Below are 16,744 nucleotides of genomic sequence, written 5' to 3'. Positions count from 1 at the left end.
GTGCGGTGAGTCTGCTCGAAGTCCGCGACCTGTTCGTCGAGTTCCGCACCCGGGACGGGGTGGCGCGCGCCGTCAACGGAGTGAGCTACACCGTCGAGGCAGGTGAGACGCTGGCGGTGCTGGGCGAGTCCGGGTCCGGCAAGTCCGTGACCGCGCAGGCCGTGATGGGGATCCTCGACATGCCGCCGGGCCGGATCACCGGGGGCGAGATCCTCTTCCAGGGGCGGGACCTGCTGAGCCTCCCCGAGGAGGAGCGGCGGCGGATCCGCGGCTCGAAGATGGCGATGATCTTCCAGGACGCGCTCTCGTCGCTGAACCCGGTACTGACCGTGGGTTTCCAGCTGGCCGAGATGTTCCGGGTCCACCAGGGCCTGGGCCGCAAGGAGGCCAGGGCGCGGGCCGTGGAGCTGATGGAGCGGGTCCGCATCCCGGCCGCGCGGCAGCGGGTCGGGGACTTCCCGCATCAGTTCAGCGGGGGTATGCGGCAGCGGATCATGATCGCGATGGCGCTGGCGCTGGAGCCGGACCTGATCATCGCGGACGAGCCGACGACGGCGCTGGACGTCACGGTGCAGGCCCAGGTGATGGAGCTGCTGGCGGAACTCCAGCGGGAGTTCACGATGGGGCTCATCCTGATCACGCACGACCTGGGCGTGGTGGCGGACGTGGCCGACGAGATCGCGGTGATGTACGCGGGCCGGATCGTGGAGACGGCGCCGGTCAAGGAGCTCTACCAGGCGCCCGCACACCCCTACACCAAGGGCCTGCTCGATTCCATCCCGCGCCTGGACCAGAAGGGGCAGCAGCTCAACGTGATCCGCGGGATGCCGCCCAGCCTGCTGGACATCCCGCCCGGCTGTGCCTACAACCCGCGCTGTCCGATGGCGCGTGCGGTCTGCCGCACGGACGAGCCGCCGCTGTACGAGGTGTCGGCACAGCGGCACAGCGCCTGCCACTTCTGGAGGGAGATGTTCGATGGACGCTGACCGCTCGGGGCACGGCGCGGCCCGGGAGGCGCGGAACCCTGCGACGGGACCGCACCGGGGCACCGGACACCCGGCGGGCGAGCCGATCCTGGAGGTGCGGGATCTGGCCAAGCATTTCCCGCTGACGCAGGGCATCCTCTTCAAGCGGCAGATCGGCGCGGTCAAGGCCGTGGACGGCGTCTCCTTCGACCTGCACAAGGGCGAGACGCTGGGCATCGTGGGCGAGTCCGGCTGCGGCAAGTCCACGGTCGCCAAGCTGATCACCCATCTCGAACAGCCCACCTCGGGGACCATCCGGTACCGAGGCGAGGACGTCACGAAGTTGTCGGGTCGGGCGTTGAAGGCGGTGCGGCGGAACATTCAGATGGTGTTCCAGGATCCGTATACGTCGTTGAATCCGCGGATGACGGTGGGGGACATCGTCGGGGAGCCGTTCGACATTCATCCTGAGGTGGCGCCGAAGGGGGACCGGCGGCGTCGGGTGCAGGAGTTGTTGGATGTGGTCGGGTTGAATCCCGAGTACATCAACCGGTATCCGCATCAGTTCAGTGGTGGTCAGCGGCAGCGGATCGGGATCGCGCGGGGGCTGGCGCTGCGTCCGGAGATCATCGTGGCGGACGAGCCGGTCTCGGCGCTGGATGTGTCGGTGCAGGCGCAGGTGGTCAATCTGATGGAGCAGTTGCAGGACGAGTTCGGGCTCTCCTACATGTTCATCGCGCACGACCTGTCCATCGTCCGGCACATCTCCGACCGCGTCGGCGTGATGTACCTCGGCAAGATCGTGGAGATCGGCACCGAGACCGAGATCTACGAGCACCCCACCCACCCCTACACCCAGGCGCTGCTGTCGGCCGTTCCGGTGCCCGACCCCGAGACGGAGGACGCCCGCGAGCGGATCGTGCTGGAGGGCGACGTGCCCTCACCGGCCGACCCGCCCTCCGGATGCCACTTCCGCACCCGCTGCTGGAAGGCCCAGGAGCGCTGCGCCGTCGAGGAACCGGCGCTGGCGCTGCCGGAGAACTTCGCCGACACCCTGCCCGGCCAGCCCGTGCACCACCCTTCCGCGTGTCACTTCGCGGCCGAGCGCACTGCGGTGATCCCTCCGTCGAACCGCTGAGCGACGCGCGCTCCGGACGGCCGCCTCCGGTGCGCGGACGGCCGGGCGACTGTGCCGTCGCCGTCGCGCGGACGGGCGGTTCCCGGTCCGGTCAGGAGGTGGTCAGGTGCCGGTCCGGAGAGGGGGAGGCGGCGGGGGAGTCGCGGACCGTGCCCTTGGTGAGGGCCAGCAGCACGGCGAGCCCGGCGGCCGCCTCGAACACGTTCGTCAGCACATGGAGCCGGCTCTCGATACCGAGGTCGTCGAGGTGCCGGAAGAAGTCCAGCTTGAGGCCGAAGGCCACCCCGAACACCCCGAGGGCGAGCAGCGGCGCGGCGGCGATCAGGCCGAGCGGGCGGGAGAAGGGCGCACCGCCGAGGGCCGCCGTCGCCGTCACCAGGCTGAGCACGACGACGGCCCACAGCGTCCAGCCGGTCGGTGCGTCCAGCAGCCGGACGATCCCGCGCTCGCCGGTGAGCGTGTGCGCGTAGCGCTCCCAGCCGTACTGCTGCCAGGTGCGTATCTCCCATGCGGCGAGCACCACACCGCAGGCTCCCAGCAGCAGGAAGGCGGCGACGGCTCCGCTGCGGGTGGGCCCTGCCGGGGGGCCGTCGGCGGGGTCGGGCTCGTCCCGGCCGCCGAGGCCGTAGGTGCCGGGGCCGTATCCGTCGAGGCCGGCGTGGGCGGGGCGGCGGCCCACTATCGCCGTGACGACCAGGACGGCCCCGATGACGACCGCGGCGATGGTGCTGAAGAGCACCTTGCTCAGCAGCCGGTCCGGGACGCCCTGCATCCAGTCGGCGTTGAGGTTCCACAGGCCCGGCATGCGCACGGCGACGGTCAGCAGCCCGGTGCAGGCGAGTATCGCCGCCGACGAGGAGGACCGGAACGCGGTCACGGCGGCGACGGAGTACAGCAGTACGAGCGTCGGTTCGAGATACGAGGTGACCCATACGCCGTCCTCGGCGCGGGCGGGGAGTCCGGCCCAGTTCCACCAGACGTCGACGACCTCGTGGGCCTCGGTGAAGTCCCGGGCGATCCATCCGAGGCTGATCAGCGCGAGCGCGGCCGTCAGCAGGGCCCCGAAGGCGCGCGCCCCGCGCGAGAGTGTCCTGTCCTGGCCCATGGCTCGGCCCCCCGTGTGTGCGGTGTAGCGATGTCCCCGGATCCGTCCGTGTCTACCCGTGATCGCCGTCCGGCTACAAGCTCCCCCTGGCGCCGCACGGCACTCCGACCGCCCGCCCATCTTCGCACGATGTGCATCGCTCGCGCGTGGGAACTCCAAGTGATCACCCATACGAAGGAGTTGGATTCCGTACGCACTTCAGGGCGGCTGCTTCGGATATCGGTGAGAAGACGGCCGTGTTGCGGAACCGTTAAGGCGATTCCTGGCGTCCTGGACGGCTTTGCCCGGTACCGTGATGTGATGTCAAGCACGTTGCCACCTCGATCTGCGCAACGTTCGCTCAAGAAAGCGGTGGACAGCATCGAGCCTGCCCAACACCCCTTGACTGGCACGTAACCCGCTTGCCAAAGTCCGGCTCAACCCACCCGCATCACGCCCAACGATTCGGGTTCCGGCGAGATTTGAGCGCGGGAGCACACACGCGATGACGAGTACTTCCCAGGCTGCGGCAGCCGGGGCCGACACCCCTGGCCCCGAGGACGCCGGTCTGAGTTCTACGCGAGTTGCCAAGAAGGACGAACTCGCGGGCCGGTCCCCTGGCCGGCTCATGTGGATGCGCTTCAAGCGCGACCGCACGGGCGTGATCTCGGCGTGCATCGTGCTCGCCTTCTTCCTGATCGCAGCCCTGGCACCGGTGATCGCCAAGCTGTACGGCAAGGACCCCTACACCCGCTACGGGCAGTTGCGGCCCGGACTGCTGAACGAGAACTTCTACCCGATGAAGCCCAACGGCGGCATCGACGGCGAATTCTGGTTCGGACTGGAGCCGGGCCTGGGCCGGGACGTCTTCACCCAGCTCATCTACGGGATCCGCACCTCGCTCTCGCTCGCGATCATCATCACCCTGCTGTCGGTGCTCACCGCCATCGTGATCGGGGTTGTGGGCGGCTACTTCGGCGGGAAGGTCGACTACTTCCTCGGCCGGTTCACCGACCTGATGATGTCCTTCCCCAACCAGCTCTTCTTCGTGGCCTTCACCCCGGTCGTCGCGGCGCTGCTGGTGGACCCGCGGGACGAGATGCCCACCTGGCTGCGCGCCTGCGTGCTGATCTACGTGATGTGGCTGCTGGGCTGGATGACACTGGCGCGGCTGCTGCGCGGCCAGACGCTGTCCCTGCGGGAGCGGGAGTTCATCGAGGCCGCGAGGGTCGCCGGGACCCCGCCCGGCCGCATCGTCCGCAAGGAACTGCTGCCGAACCTCGTCACGCCGATCCTGGTCCAGGCCACCTACATGCTGCCGAACAGCGTGACCGCCATCGCGGGACTCTCCTTCCTCGGCGTCGGCCTGCAGGAACCCACCCCCGACTGGGGCCGGATGTTCGCTACGGGCGCCGAGATCTACCAGAGCGACATCACCTACATGTTCTTCCCGGGCGGTGCGATGGTGATCTTCATCCTCGCATTCAACCTGCTCGGAGACTCGGTCAGGGACGCGTTCGACCCGAAGTCCGGCCGATGAGGGCCCGGCGCGACCGAGTGGTGGGGGGTGCTGCCACCCCGTACGGCATCAGTCAGGCAGCGACGGACAACCGACAGGCAGGTGCAGACACCACCATGAGCAGAGTGAGCATACGCACGGCGCGTGCCTCCCTCGCGGCGCTCGCCGCCGGAGCGCTGTTCCTCACCGGCTGCAGCAGCGGCGGCGGGGGCGACGACGGCAAGGACAAGGACGAGAAGACCAAGCAGCAGGGTTCGGACGTCTCCTACACCTTCGCCGACGCGGCCGGCTCCAAGGGCCCGGCGAAGGAGGTCGACGGCGGCCGCAAGGGCGGCACCATCAAGGTGCTGCAGCGCGACAGCTTCGCCCACCTCGACCCCGCGCAGATCTACGTCAGCGACGAGGGCGCCCTCGCCACGCTGATCCACCGCGGTCTGACCACCTACAAGCGGGTCAGCGGCGACAAGTACGCGGTCGTGGGCGATCTGGCCACCGACAGCGGCCAGCAGTCCGACGGCGGCAAGACCTGGACGTACAAGCTCAAGGACGGGGTCAAGTTCGAGGACGGCTCGGCCATCACCTCGAAGGACATCCGGCACACCATCGAGCGGACGTTCGCCCCCTTCATCACCGAGGGCCCGACCTTCGTCCAGCAGTGGCTGGCCGACACCGGCGGCGCAAAGTACCGCGACATGCTCAAGGACGGCCCCTACAAGGGCAAGCACCTGCCCGATGACGTCCTGGAGACCCCGGACGACAAGACGATCATCTTCCACTTCAAGAAGCCGCAGGCCGAGCTGCCCTACGCGCTGGCCATGGCGGGCTACGCGGCGGTGTCCGAGAAGGAGGACACCAAGGAGAAGTACGACAAGAAGCCGCTGTGCAGCGGCCCGTACAAGATCGCGTCGTTCAAGTCCGGCAAGAGCATGAAGCTGGTCCGCAACAAGGAATGGGACGCCAAGACGGACCCGGCGCGGCACCAGTACCCGGACGCGTTCAACATCCAGTTCGGTGTCTCCTTCGAGGACTCCACCAAGCGGCTGATGTCGGACGCCGGTGAGAACCAGACCGCCACCAGCTTCACCAACCAGGTCGACGCCTCCAGCCTGCAGAAGGTGCGCACCGACCCGGAGATCAAGAAGCGCTCGGTGTCCGGCTACCAGTCCTACGTGAGCTACCTGAACATCAACATGGACCGGATCAAGAACAAGAAGGTCCGGCAGGCCATCGCCTACGCGATCCCCAACCAGTCCATCGTCTCGGCCTTCGGCGGCGCCGGCGGCGGCGAGATGGCGGGCAACTACATCAGCCCGACCCTGGTGGGTCACGAGAAGACCGACCCCTTCGACAAGCTGAAGAACCCGCAGGGCGACGTCAAGAAGGCGGCCAAGCTGCTCAAGGAGTCCGGCAAGAAGGGCATGAAGCTCACCTTCGCCTACCAGAACTCCCCCGAGTGGCAGAAGTTCGCCGTCGCCGCGACGCAGAACCTGGAGAAGGCCGGATTCGACGTCCAGAAGAAGGACATCATCCAGGACACCTATTACGACCAGATCGGCAAGGTCAAGAACGGCTACGACATCTACCACAACTCGTGGGGTGCCGACTGGCCGAGCTCCTCGACCGTCATCCCGAACCTGTTCGACGGGCGCCAGGTGCAGGACGGCTCCGCCAACTACTCGCACCACAAGAACCCGAAGTTCGAGAAGGAGATGGACCGCATCCGGTCCCTGTCCGACGCGGACAAGGCGGCCGAGGAGTGGCAGAAGCTCGCGGACAAGATCCTCACCGAGGACGTGCCCGCCGTGCCGATGCACTACTACAAGGCCGTTCAGCTCTCCGGTTCCAACATCGGCGGCATGTACTACGACGAGCAGCTGCACGACATCCAGCCGACGTCGCTGTACGTGAAGAAGTAGCACTCGCCCGGCGCCGGTAGGCGCCGTCTCCGCCGCCCGGCCCGCAGGGCCGGGCGGCGGAGCCCGGAGTCCGCCGGCCCGGACTCCGTCGTCCCGCACGTCTCGATTCCGCTGTCGCACGAGAGCTGCGTTCCGTCATGCTGCGATTCCTCATCCGCCGGTCGCTCGGCGCCGTGGTGATCCTGCTGATCATCAGCGCCGTCACCTTCTTCCTCTTCTACGCCGTCCCACGGGACCCGGCGACGCTGGCCTGCGGCAAGAACTGCACGCCGGACGCGCTCGCGGTCATCCGCAAGAACATGGGCATCGACGAACCGATCCCCATGCAGTACTGGCACTTCATGGTCGGCATCGTCGCCGGCCGCCAGTTCAACGTCGGGGACTGCCCCGCACCGTGTTTCGGCTACTCCTTCGCCAACCAGGACCCGGTCTGGCAGACCATCCTGGACCGCTTCCCGACCACCGTCTCGCTGACCATCGGCGGCGCCGTGGTCTTCCTGCTGATCGGGCTGGGCGCGGGCATGATCGCCGCCTGGCAGAAGGGCACGCTCATCGACAAGGCGTTCAGCTCGATGTCGCTGCTGCTCTCCTCGATGCAGATCTACTTCATCGGTCCGCTCGTGCTCGCGTTGGTGGTCTACAACCTGGAGCTGCTCGACCAGCCCAAGTACGTGCCGCTGACGCAGGATCCGGTCGGCTGGTTCCTGGGACTGCTGCTCCCCTGGCTGGTCATCCAGATCATCTTCACCGCGAACTACACCCGTCTTTCCCGGTCCTCGATGATCGAGCAGCTGCAGGAGGACCACGTCAAAGCCGCGCGGGCCAAGGGCATGTCGGGGAAGTACGTCTTCTTCCGCTACGCCTGGCGCGGCTCGCTCATCCCCATCGTCACCATCTTCGGCGTGGACCTCGGCTCGCTGTTCGGCGGCGCGATGATCACGGAGTGGACGTTCTCGCTGCCCGGGCTCGGCACCCTCGCGGTGAACTCGGTGCAGAACACCGACCTGCCCATGGTGATGGGCGTGATGCTCTTCGCGGCCACCTTCATCATCCTCTTCAACATCATCGTGGACGCCGCCTACGCGTTCATCGACCCGCGCGTGCGGCTGTCCTAGGAGAACCGGCACATGACCACCCTGACCAAGGAAGCCGACGTACCGGGCCCGCGCGGCGCCGGCGACGGGGACGCCTTCCTCTCGGTGCGCGATCTGTACGTGCACTTCGACACCGAGGACGGCACCGTCAAGGCAGTCGACGGGCTCTCCTTCGCCGTGGAACGCGGTCGCACCCTCGGCATCGTGGGTGAGTCCGGCTCCGGCAAGTCGGTCACCAACCTGTCCATCCTCGGACTGCACAACCCCCGCACCACCGCGGTCTCCGGCGAGATCATGCTGGACGGCCAGGAGCTGACCGGCGCACGGGAGAAGACCCTGGAGTCGCTGCGCGGCAACAAGATGGCGATGATCTTCCAGGACGCCCTCACCGCGCTCTCGCCCTACTACACCATCGGGCGGCAGATCGCCGAGCCCTACCGCAAGCACACGGGCTGCTCCAAGCGGGAGGCGCAGCTGCGCGCCGTCGAGATGCTCGACAAGGTCGGCATCCCGAACGCGAAGATGCGGGTCAACGACTACCCGCACCAGTTCTCCGGCGGCATGCGGCAGCGCGCGATGATCGCCATGGCGCTGGTGTGCAACCCGGACCTGCTGATCGCCGACGAGCCCACGACCGCGCTCGACGTCACCGTGCAGGCGCAGATCCTGGACCTGCTCAAGGACCTCCAGCAGGAGTTCGGCTCCGCGATCATCTTCATCACCCACGACCTCGGCGTCATCGCCAACGTCGCGGACGACATCCTGGTGATGTACGGCGGCCGGGCCGTCGAGCGGGGCTCCGTCGCGGAGGTGCTGCGGGCGCCGCAGCACCCCTACACCTGGGGCCTGCTCACCTCGATGCCCCGGCTGACCGGGGACGTGAACGAGGAGCTCACACCGATCCTCGGCACCCCGCCCAGCCTGCTCGCACCCCCGCCCGGCTGCCCTTTCCACCCGCGCTGCACCTTCGTGGACGAGGTCGCCGGTGCCTCCTGCACCGCCGACCGGCCGCAGCTTCCGGACGGCCGGGGCGCCGCCTGCCACCTGACGGCGGAGCAGAAGCGGACGTTCTTCGTCGAGCAGATCAAGCCCAGGCTGAGCTAGGCCGGGCAGAGGGAGACCCAGACCAATGAGCGATGACGGCACCCTGACCGAGCCGGGCGGGGGCGAACCGCGGGAGCAGCGGCCCGCGCGCACGGGCGAGCCGCTGCTGAAGGCCGAGAACCTGGCCAAGCACTTCCCGATCATGGGCGGCTTCCCCTTCAAGCGGAAAGTGGGCGAGGTCCAGGCCGTCTCCGGGGTCGACCTCGCCGTGCACGCGGGCGAGAGCTTCGGACTCGTCGGCGAGTCGGGCTGCGGCAAGTCCACGACGGGACGGCTGCTGACCCGGCTGCTGGAGCCCACCGCGGGTTCCCTCAGCTACGCCGGGCAGGACATCACCCACGCGACGCGCAAGCAGTTGGCCCCGGTCCGCTCCGAGATCCAGATGATCTTCCAGGACCCGTACTCGTCGCTGAACCCGCGGCACACCGTGGGCGCCATCATCGGCGGGCCCATGGAGGTCAACGGCATCAACCCACCCGGCGGCCGGGAGAAGCGGATCCGCGAGCTGCTGGAGACCGTCGGCCTCAACCCCGAGCACTACAACCGGTTCCCGCACGAGTTCTCCGGCGGCCAGCGCCAGCGGATCGGCGTCGCCCGCGCCCTGGCACTGGAGCCGAAGCTGATCGTGGCCGACGAGCCGGTCTCGGCGCTGGACGTCTCCATCCAGGCACAGGTCGTCAACCTGCTCCAGCAGGTCCAACGGGATCTGGGGATCGCCTTCGTCTTCATCGCCCACGACCTGGCGATCGTGCGGCACTTCTCGGAGCGGGTCGCGGTGATGTACCTCGGCAAGATCGTCGAGGTGGGTGAGCGCGAGGCCATCTACAACCGGCCCCGCCACCCCTACACGCACGCGCTGCTCTCGGCGGTGCCGGAGGCGGTGCTGCACGAGGAGGACGACGAGGACGGCGAGGGCATGGCGGGCGGCGAGGCCAGGGAGCGCATCCGGCTGGAGGGGGACGTGCCGTCGCCGGTCAACCCGCCCTCGGGCTGCCGCTTCCGCACCCGCTGCTGGAAGGCCCAGGACAAGTGCGCCACGGAGGAGCCGCCGCTGGTCCAGATCCCCGGGAACACCGGCGGCCACCTGACCGCCTGCCACTTCCCCGAGGAGCCGACGACCGCGGCCCGTACGCAGGACGCCGCCCTGGAGGCCGGCCGGTAGTGCGGAGGGTTCCGGGACCGGCCCCGGAACCCGCCGTGCCGGGCTCTCCCGCCCGGGCCGCAGCGGTCGGCCCGGCCGACCGCCGCAGCCCGGGCGGCGTCGGGTGTCAGCCGCCCGTCCCCAGCGACCGCTTCAGGAAGTCCACCTGGAGCAGCAGCAGGTTCTCCGCCACCTCGGCGCCGCCGGCCATGTGCGTGACGCCCGACAGCGGCAGCACCTCGTGCGCACGCCCGGCGGCCAGCAGGGCGGAGGAGAGCCGCAGCGCGTGCGCGACCACGACGTTGTCGTCGGCCAGCCCGTGGATGATCATCATCGGCCGGTGCGGAGCGTCCCCGTCCACCCCGGCCAGTCCCGCGTCGGTGATCAGCGACGACTCGGCGTAGACCTCGGGGTCGTCCTGCGGGGTGCCGCAGTACCTCTCGGTGTAGTGGGTGTCGTACAGCCGCCAGTCGGTCACCGGGGCACCGGCGACCGCGGCGTGGAACACGTCGGGCCGCCGCAGCACCGCGAGCGCCGCGAGATATCCGCCGTAGGACCAGCCGCGGATGCCGACCCGGGAGGTGTCCAGCGGATACTCCTCGGCCAGTGACTGCAGCGCCGCCACCTGGTCGTCCAGCGTGACGGGGGCCAGCCGGCGCGAGACGGCCTTCTCCCAGCCGGGGCTGTGCCCGGGGGTGCCGCGGCCGTCCGCTGTGACCACGGCGAAGCCCTGGTCGGCGAACCACTGGGCCGTCAGATGCGCGTTGTGCGCGGCCACCACCCGCTGCCCGTGCGGCCCGCCGTAGGGGTCCATCAGCACCGGCAGCGGTCCGTCCCCCTCCCGGTATCCGGTGGGCAGGACGACGGCGGCCGGGATGCGCCGCTGCCCGGCGTGCACCAGGCGAGGCGCGGTGCCGAGCACCGGCTCCTCGGCGAACGACGCGATGGCGGCGGACTCGCGGCCCTCGGGCGGAGTGCCGTCCTCGCGCAGCAGGACGGCTCGGGAGCCCGGCCGGGACAGGGTCGCGGTCGAGAGCACCAGCGTCCCGCCGCCGCGCACAGCGGACGCCACGTGGGGCTCGTCCCCGTCGGTGATCCGCACCGGCTCGCCCCCGGTCAGCGGTACCCGGTAGACCCCGATGTCGCCGGGGCGGGACCGGGGCGCGCCGTCGCCCTCGGAGGCGGAGAAGAGGACGTCCTCGTCGCCGATGTCGAGTACGGCCCGGACATGCAGGGTGGCAGGGGTCAGCCGCCGTGCGCCCGCCATGAGCACCCGTGCGCCCGGGGTGCCGGCCGCCCCGTCCGGCTGACCGGTGTCGTCGGTGATCCGGACCAGGCTGCCGTCCGGCGCCCAGGCCGGGACCCCGCCGAAGAGTTCCAGCCAGATTGGATCATCCTCGGTGAGAGTGACGGACGTCGCACCCGTCGCGGTGTCCACGCTCAGATACGCCGCCTCGCGCTGGTCCCTGCTCTGTACGAGCAGCAGCGGCGGCCCGCCGGACGACCAGTGCACACGGGCCAGGTAGGGGTAGCGCTCGCGGTCCCAGACCACCTCGCACCGGGCCCCGTCGAGATCGAGCAGATACAGCGTGACCTCGGCGTTCTCGGTCCCGGCCGCCGGGTAGGCGATCCGCGCCGGCTCCTCGTGCGGGTGCGCGGGGTCGGCGATGGTCCAGCGGCGCACGGGCGCGTCGTCGACCCGTGCGACCAGCAGCCGGTCCGAGTCCGGCGACCACCAGTGGCCGCGTGTCCTCGACATCTCCTCGGCGGCGACGAATTCGGCCAGGCCCCAGGTGACGGTCTCGGCCTCGGGCTCGGCCAGCGCGCGGTCGTCCGCGCCCGCCGCCGTCACCACCCGCAGCGCCCCGCCGGTTGCATAGGCCACATGCCGGCCGTCGGGGGAGGGGCGCGGGTCGACCACCGGCGTCGGTACCGGAAGCTCCCGCGCCTGCCCGGAGAGCAGATCGACGGTGAAGAGCCGACCCGAAAGAGCGAAAGCGGCGCTGCTCACGGACGTGTCGGTGGCATATCCCACGACACCCGCGGTGCCCTCGCGGCTCCGCTCGCGCCGGGCCCGCTCCTCCGCCGACAGCTCTTCGGCGGCGCCGCCGAGCAGCGCTTCGGGGTCGGCCGCGATCCGCTCGGCGCCGCACGCCACCTCCCGCACCCAGAGCAGGTGAGCCAGGTCGGAGCCGCTACGGGAGCGAAGGAAGACAACTCGTGAGCCGTCTGGGGCGACAGTGAAAGACCTCGGAGCCCCGAGTGTGAATCTGTGGGTACGGGCGTGCTGCCGCGGGAAAGTCGTAGCCATGCGGCCGACCGTACTGCGCACGCGCCGAGCCGCGGTCCGCTCCGGAGGTGTGGGCCGGAACGATCGTCCGGTGGTGTGCAGTTGGCTGGAACTGAATATGCGCCCCTCGTCTGCACCTGTGCACCGAGCCGTGCGGTCACCCGGATAATTATGATCCGTTGCGCATGGTGAGGGCTGGGTATGAAGCCGGTGGCTCCTCCATGCCGGAGGCGTGCTGCCGTGTCCGTGCGACCCGTACCGAGATCCCCCGAACCGACCGTGCGACTTGGAGGTGAACCGCCGTGGCACTCTCGATTTCGGCGGTGGTGCTGCTGGCGATCATCGTCATCCTGCTCGTCAGGAAATCCGGGCTCAAAGCCGGACACGCGGTGATCTGCGTGCTGTTGGGCTTCTATCTGGCAAGTTCCTCGATGGCGCCCACCATCAACGATCTGACCTCCAACGTCGCCGGCATGATCGGGGAGCTGAAATTCTGACCGGACCCCCCTTGGCACCCCCGTCGCACGCGCCGCGGGAGCACCCCGGGCCGTGACGCCCCGGACGGCTCCCGTGCCGGTGCCGGTGCTGTGACGGCGCCGGGCCGGGACGGTGCCCGCACCCGCTCCGGGCGCGGTGCCCGTCGTAGGCTCGGGGCATGACCGCTGCGTTTCCCCCGGGGGCGGCCCCCGGCTCTCCGGCCGCCTCCGAGCGCCGGCTGCTGCTGGTGCACGCGCACCCCGACGACGAGTCGATCACCACGGGCGCCACCATGGCCAAATACGCGGCGGAGGGCGCCCACGTCACCCTCGTCACCTGCACCCTGGGCGAGGAGGGCGAGGTCGTCCCGGACGGGCTGGCCCACCTGGCGCCGGACCAGGACGACACCCTCGGCCCGCACCGCATCGGGGAACTCGGCGCCGCCATGCGTGCGTTGGGCGTCACCGACCACCGCTTCCTCGGCGGGCCCGGGCGCTACCGGGACTCCGGGATGATGGGAGCGGCCACCAACGACCGCCCCGGCTGCTTCTGGCAGGCCGACCTGGACGAGGCCGCGCGGCTGCTCGCGGCCGTGCTGCGCGAGATGCGCCCCCAGGTGCTCGTCACCTACGGGCCCGACGGCGGCTACGGCCACCCGGACCACATCAAGGCCCACCGCGTCGCCATGCGCGCGGTCGAACTCGCGGCGCGGGAGGCCGGGCGCGCGGGCGGCGAACCGCACCAGGTGCAGCGCGTCTACTGGAACGTGGTGCCCCGGCCGGTCCTGGAGGAGGGCTTCGCGCTGCTGCACGCGGCCGACGCCGACGGTGAGGTCTTCCCCTTCCCCGGCTTCCAGGGCAGAACGGGCTTCGCACAGCCGGACGACGTGCCGGGGGTGGTGGAGAGCGCGGCCGAGGTGGATGTCACCGTGGACGCCGGAGCGTACACGGAGGCGAAGGCGGCGGCGATGGCGGCACACGAGACACAGGTGTCGGTCCGCCGTACCTTCCGCGGGACCTTCTTCGCCCTCTCCAACGGACTGGCCCAGCCGCTGACCGGCACGGAGTTCTTCCAGCGCGCCCACCGCGGCGACGCGGCCCCGGCCGGCGCGGACGACCTGTTCGCCGAGGTGCGGGCGTGAGCGCGCGCGTGCCCGGCGAGCGGAGCGCGTACCCGTGCGGATACGGAGCCCGGATCGCGGTCTATGCGGCACTGGTGCTCCTCGGCCTGCTGACCGGAGTGGCCGGCACCCTCGTCCAGGGCGGCTGGTTCCCGCTGGGACTGCTGCTCGCGCTCGCCGCGGCGGCCGGGCTCTTCTGGGGCGGCGCCACGCTCTGCCGCACGAAGGTCGGAGCCGCGGCTCCGGCGGCCGGGTGGCTGCTCGCGGTGCTCCTGACGACATCCTCCCGGGCGGAGGGTGATTTCCTGTACGCCGCCGGAATCGGCAGTTATGTCTATCTGTTCGGCGGCATGCTGGTGGCTGTGATGTGTACCACCATCGCGCTGCCCGCGCCACCGGTATCGCTCGACAAGAACCGCTGAGAGGGCCGTCATCGGGGCGATCAGGTGGTCGCGGGGTCGGTGCCCCGTGCCCCAAGTACAGTGGTGCGCGCCGGCGAGCCGCCTTCAGGCCGACAGGAAGACGGCGAATCCATCCGGGAGTACCTGCTTTGACTCGTGAAACTGACAGTTCGTCCTCCGGGCCCAAGGGGCGCGGCGGTTCGTCGTACCCCTCGGGGACCGAGCCGTACGGCACCTCGGACTCCGGCGCGGACCGGGACGACCGGGGTGCCGAACCTTCGGCCGGGTCCAAGCCGGACGAGCCCCGGACCGAGACGACGCTCACCACCCGCATCCGCATCAACATCCCCGGTTCGCGGCCCATTCCGCCCGTGGTGATGCGGACCCCCGTGACGGACGAGAACGCGGACGACACGTCCGGGAGAGCGGACCCCGCCGTCGGCGGCCGGGACGCCAAGGGCGCCCCGGACCTCGGGGCGGGCCAGCGCGCCACTGGCGGTGGCTCCGGAGCGGCTGTTCCCCCGCCCGCGCCGGAGGCGTCGCCGCCCGGCAACTCCGGCACTCCCGGCGGCCCCGGGAGCCGTGCCGAGGCCGCGCCCGGCGCCGAGGAGCAGTTCACCCAGGAGACCAGCGACTGGTTCGCGCCCCGCAAGTCGCCCAGGAACCCCGCCGCACCGTCCGCCCCGGCGGCAGGCGGCGGGCCGGGCGCCGGGGCGCGCGGCGGTGCCGGCGGCCCGGACCGGGGCGAGTCGCCCTACCCCGCCAGCGGTCCGGACCCCGAGTCGACGGGTTCGTACGGGATTCCGGAGCCGACCGGTTCACATGGAATTCCCGAGTCGACGGGTTCGCACGGGATTCCGGAGCCGACCGGTTCGCACGGGATTCCCGGAACGCCCGGTGCGGGACCGTCGTTCCCCGGCGGGGCCGGTCCGGCGGACACGCCACCCGACGGCGTGCCGCACCTCGGCACGGACCCCCTGGGCGGACCCGCCGGGCCCACCACCGGGCCCGCCAGCGGTGACATGCCCGTGCCGCCCGCCCGCAGCGTTCCCGGCCCGGGCCCCGGCCCGTTGGCCGCTCCGGGTGCGGGACAGGGCGCCGAGGCCGGGCCCGGCCTCGGCGCTGGCCGGCCCGCGGCCCCCGGCGTGCCCGGTGGCCCCGGGCAGGACGGCACCGGACCGGACGCGTTCGGCCGCGGCCCCGCGGGCCTCGCCGACGGTCCCGGGGGCACACCCCCCGCGGGCACCCCCCGGTTCCCCGGCGGTGCCGAGGCGGACCGCGCCGGTGCGCCGGGTGCGGGTCCGGGCGCGGCGGCTCCCGGGGCGCGCGGCGGCGACGCGCGGCTGTCGAGCGACACCATGGTCAGCGGCCCACCGCAGGCAGCCGGCGGTGAGCCCGACGGCGTGGGCCCGGCGCCCGGCGCCGGCTTCCCCGGGCCGGATGACGCGCCCGCCCCACCGCGGGCGCAGAGCAGTGGGGCAAGCCGCGGACCGGCCAAGAAGCGCGGCCGATCCAAGCTGGTGCTGGCCGGCGCGGCCGTCGTCGGCGTCGTCGGGGTCGCCTACGGCACGGGACTGCTGCTCGACCACGCGGACGTACCCAAGGGCACCACCGTGCTCGGCGTGGAGATCGGCGGCCTGAGCAAGCACGAGGCGGTCAACAAGCTGGACGCCGAACTGGGCGACCGGACGAAGGAACCGTTCAAGATCGAGACGAGCGGCGGCCGGACCGAGCTGAAGCCCGGCGTCGCCGGGGTCACCCTGGACACCGAGGCCACCGTGCGCGCCGCGGCCGGACGCGACTACAACCCGGTCTCCGTCATCGGCTCCCTCATGGGCGGTACCCGCCAGGCGGACCCGGCCATCACGGTGGACGAGGCCAAGGTGCGGGCCGCGCTCAAGCCCGTCGTGGCCGAGGCGGAGGCGAAGTCCCCGTCCGAGGGCATGGTCAAGTTCACCGGCGGCAAGGCGGTGGCCGTCGAGGGCAGTCCGCACAAGGTCATCGACGTCGACAAGGCCCCGGCCGCGCTGGAGAAGGCGTTCCGGAAGCGGGCCGTCTCCGGCAAGAACGAGCCGGTGGCGCTCCCCGGCACGGTGCGCAAGCCCAAGGTGACCGAGGCCGAGCTGAACAAGGCGGTCAAGGGCTTCGGCCGCACCGCGATGTCCGGCTGGGTGTGGCTCAGGGCGGGCGACGTCGAGGTGCCGTTCAGCCAGGAGACCATGGGCAAGTTCCTCACGATGCGGGCGGGCGGCAGCGGCAGGCTCCAGCCGACCATCGACCCGGCGAAGCTCAAGAAGACCTACGGGTCGGCGTTCGACGACGTCGTGATCGACGGCGGGGCCGGAACGGTGCGGATGACCCCCAAGCACGCGGCTGTCGCCATGGTGGAGGCCCTGCGCAAGAAGGCTCCGCCGGAGCCGGGACGGCGCTACGCCACGGTCCCCGGATCCCGCTCCCGCTGAGCCGCGTCCGGCCGGTCGGCCCGTTCCGCGCGG

Annotated in this window: 13 protein-coding genes; 11 read left to right on the top strand and 2 right to left on the bottom strand. The window is 70.8% G+C overall.

The features are described 5' to 3' along the window. The first annotated feature begins 5 nt into the window (after nt 1-5). Nucleotides 6-986 (top strand): ABC transporter ATP-binding protein, encoded by a 981-nt coding sequence (locus ACFYNS_RS11415; protein WP_388602243.1) that lies wholly within the window; start codon nt 6-8, stop codon nt 984-986. Next, on the top strand, nt 976-2,103 hold the full coding sequence (locus tag ACFYNS_RS11410; protein ID WP_388602241.1) for an ABC transporter ATP-binding protein: 1,128 nt from the start codon (nt 976-978) through the stop codon (nt 2,101-2,103). The genes ACFYNS_RS11415 and ACFYNS_RS11410 overlap by 11 nt, the downstream gene beginning before the upstream one ends. Nucleotides 2,104-2,194: 91 nt before the next feature. On the opposite strand, the gene ACFYNS_RS11405 is transcribed toward ACFYNS_RS11410, so the two are convergent. Then, on the bottom strand, nt 2,195-3,208 hold the full coding sequence (locus ACFYNS_RS11405; RefSeq protein WP_388602239.1) for a hypothetical protein: 1,014 nt from the start codon (nt 3,206-3,208) through the stop codon (nt 2,195-2,197). Nucleotides 3,209-3,692: 484 nt separating this feature from the next. Here ACFYNS_RS11405 and ACFYNS_RS11400 point away from each other — a divergent pair, with 484 nt between their 5' ends. The 5 genes from ACFYNS_RS11400 (at nt 3,693) to ACFYNS_RS11380 (ending at nt 9,982) form a co-directional block, all read left to right on the top strand. Next, on the top strand, nt 3,693-4,727 hold the full coding sequence (locus ACFYNS_RS11400; RefSeq protein ID WP_388602238.1) for an ABC transporter permease: 1,035 nt from the start codon (nt 3,693-3,695) through the stop codon (nt 4,725-4,727). A gap of 95 nt (nt 4,728-4,822) precedes the next feature. Further along, entirely contained in the window at nt 4,823-6,622 is a 1,800-nt protein-coding gene (locus ACFYNS_RS11395; RefSeq protein ID WP_388602237.1) for an ABC transporter substrate-binding protein, read from the top strand. A 137-nt stretch (nt 6,623-6,759) separates the two neighbouring features. Continuing rightward, entirely contained in the window at nt 6,760-7,737 is a 978-nt protein-coding gene (locus ACFYNS_RS11390; protein ID WP_388602236.1) for an ABC transporter permease, read from the top strand. A 12-nt stretch (nt 7,738-7,749) separates the two neighbouring features. Beyond that, nucleotides 7,750-8,820, top strand: coding sequence for an ABC transporter ATP-binding protein (locus tag ACFYNS_RS11385; protein WP_388602234.1), 1,071 nt, complete (start codon nt 7,750-7,752; stop codon nt 8,818-8,820). Between the two features lie 25 nt (nt 8,821-8,845). After that, nucleotides 8,846-9,982, top strand: a complete 1,137-nt coding sequence (locus ACFYNS_RS11380) for a dipeptide ABC transporter ATP-binding protein (RefSeq protein ID WP_360295362.1) — start codon at nt 8,846-8,848, stop codon at nt 9,980-9,982. A gap of 106 nt (nt 9,983-10,088) precedes the next feature. On the opposite strand, the gene ACFYNS_RS11375 is transcribed toward ACFYNS_RS11380, so the two are convergent. Continuing rightward, entirely contained in the window at nt 10,089-12,272 is a 2,184-nt protein-coding gene (locus tag ACFYNS_RS11375; RefSeq protein WP_388602231.1) for a prolyl oligopeptidase family serine peptidase, read from the bottom strand. Nucleotides 12,273-12,553: 281 nt separating this feature from the next. On the opposite strand from ACFYNS_RS11375, the gene ACFYNS_RS11370 reads away from it, so the two are divergent. The 4 genes from ACFYNS_RS11370 to ACFYNS_RS11355 all read left to right on the top strand — a co-directional run bounded on the left by ACFYNS_RS11370 (nt 12,554) and on the right by ACFYNS_RS11355 (nt 16,711). Then, complete coding sequence (locus tag ACFYNS_RS11370) at nt 12,554-12,748, top strand: hypothetical protein (protein WP_019354445.1); 195 nt, start codon at nt 12,554-12,556, stop codon at nt 12,746-12,748. 158 nt (nt 12,749-12,906) lie between these two features. Next, nucleotides 12,907-13,869 carry an N-acetyl-1-D-myo-inositol-2-amino-2-deoxy-alpha-D-glucopyranoside deacetylase gene (mshB, locus tag ACFYNS_RS11365; protein WP_388602228.1) on the top strand — a complete coding sequence of 321 codons (963 nt, stop codon included), beginning with the start codon at nt 12,907-12,909 and terminating at the stop codon, nt 13,867-13,869. After that, a complete protein-coding gene (locus ACFYNS_RS11360; RefSeq protein WP_388602226.1) occupies nt 13,866-14,270 on the top strand; it encodes a DUF6113 family protein in 405 nt (134 codons plus the stop codon). The genes mshB and ACFYNS_RS11360 overlap by 4 nt, the downstream gene beginning before the upstream one ends. Before the next feature lie 128 nt (nt 14,271-14,398). Next, nucleotides 14,399-16,711 carry a hypothetical protein gene (locus ACFYNS_RS11355; protein ID WP_388602224.1) on the top strand — a complete coding sequence of 771 codons (2,313 nt, stop codon included), beginning with the start codon at nt 14,399-14,401 and terminating at the stop codon, nt 16,709-16,711. Nucleotides 16,712-16,744: the final 33 nt, after the last annotated feature.

It is taken from the genome of Streptomyces sp. NPDC006925, assembly GCF_042869575.1.
In the GTDB taxonomy this organism is placed as follows: domain Bacteria; phylum Actinomycetota; class Actinomycetes; order Streptomycetales; family Streptomycetaceae; genus Streptomyces.
Note: the sequence above shows the minus strand (reverse complement) of the source record. Positions and strands in the feature narration are given on the sequence as shown.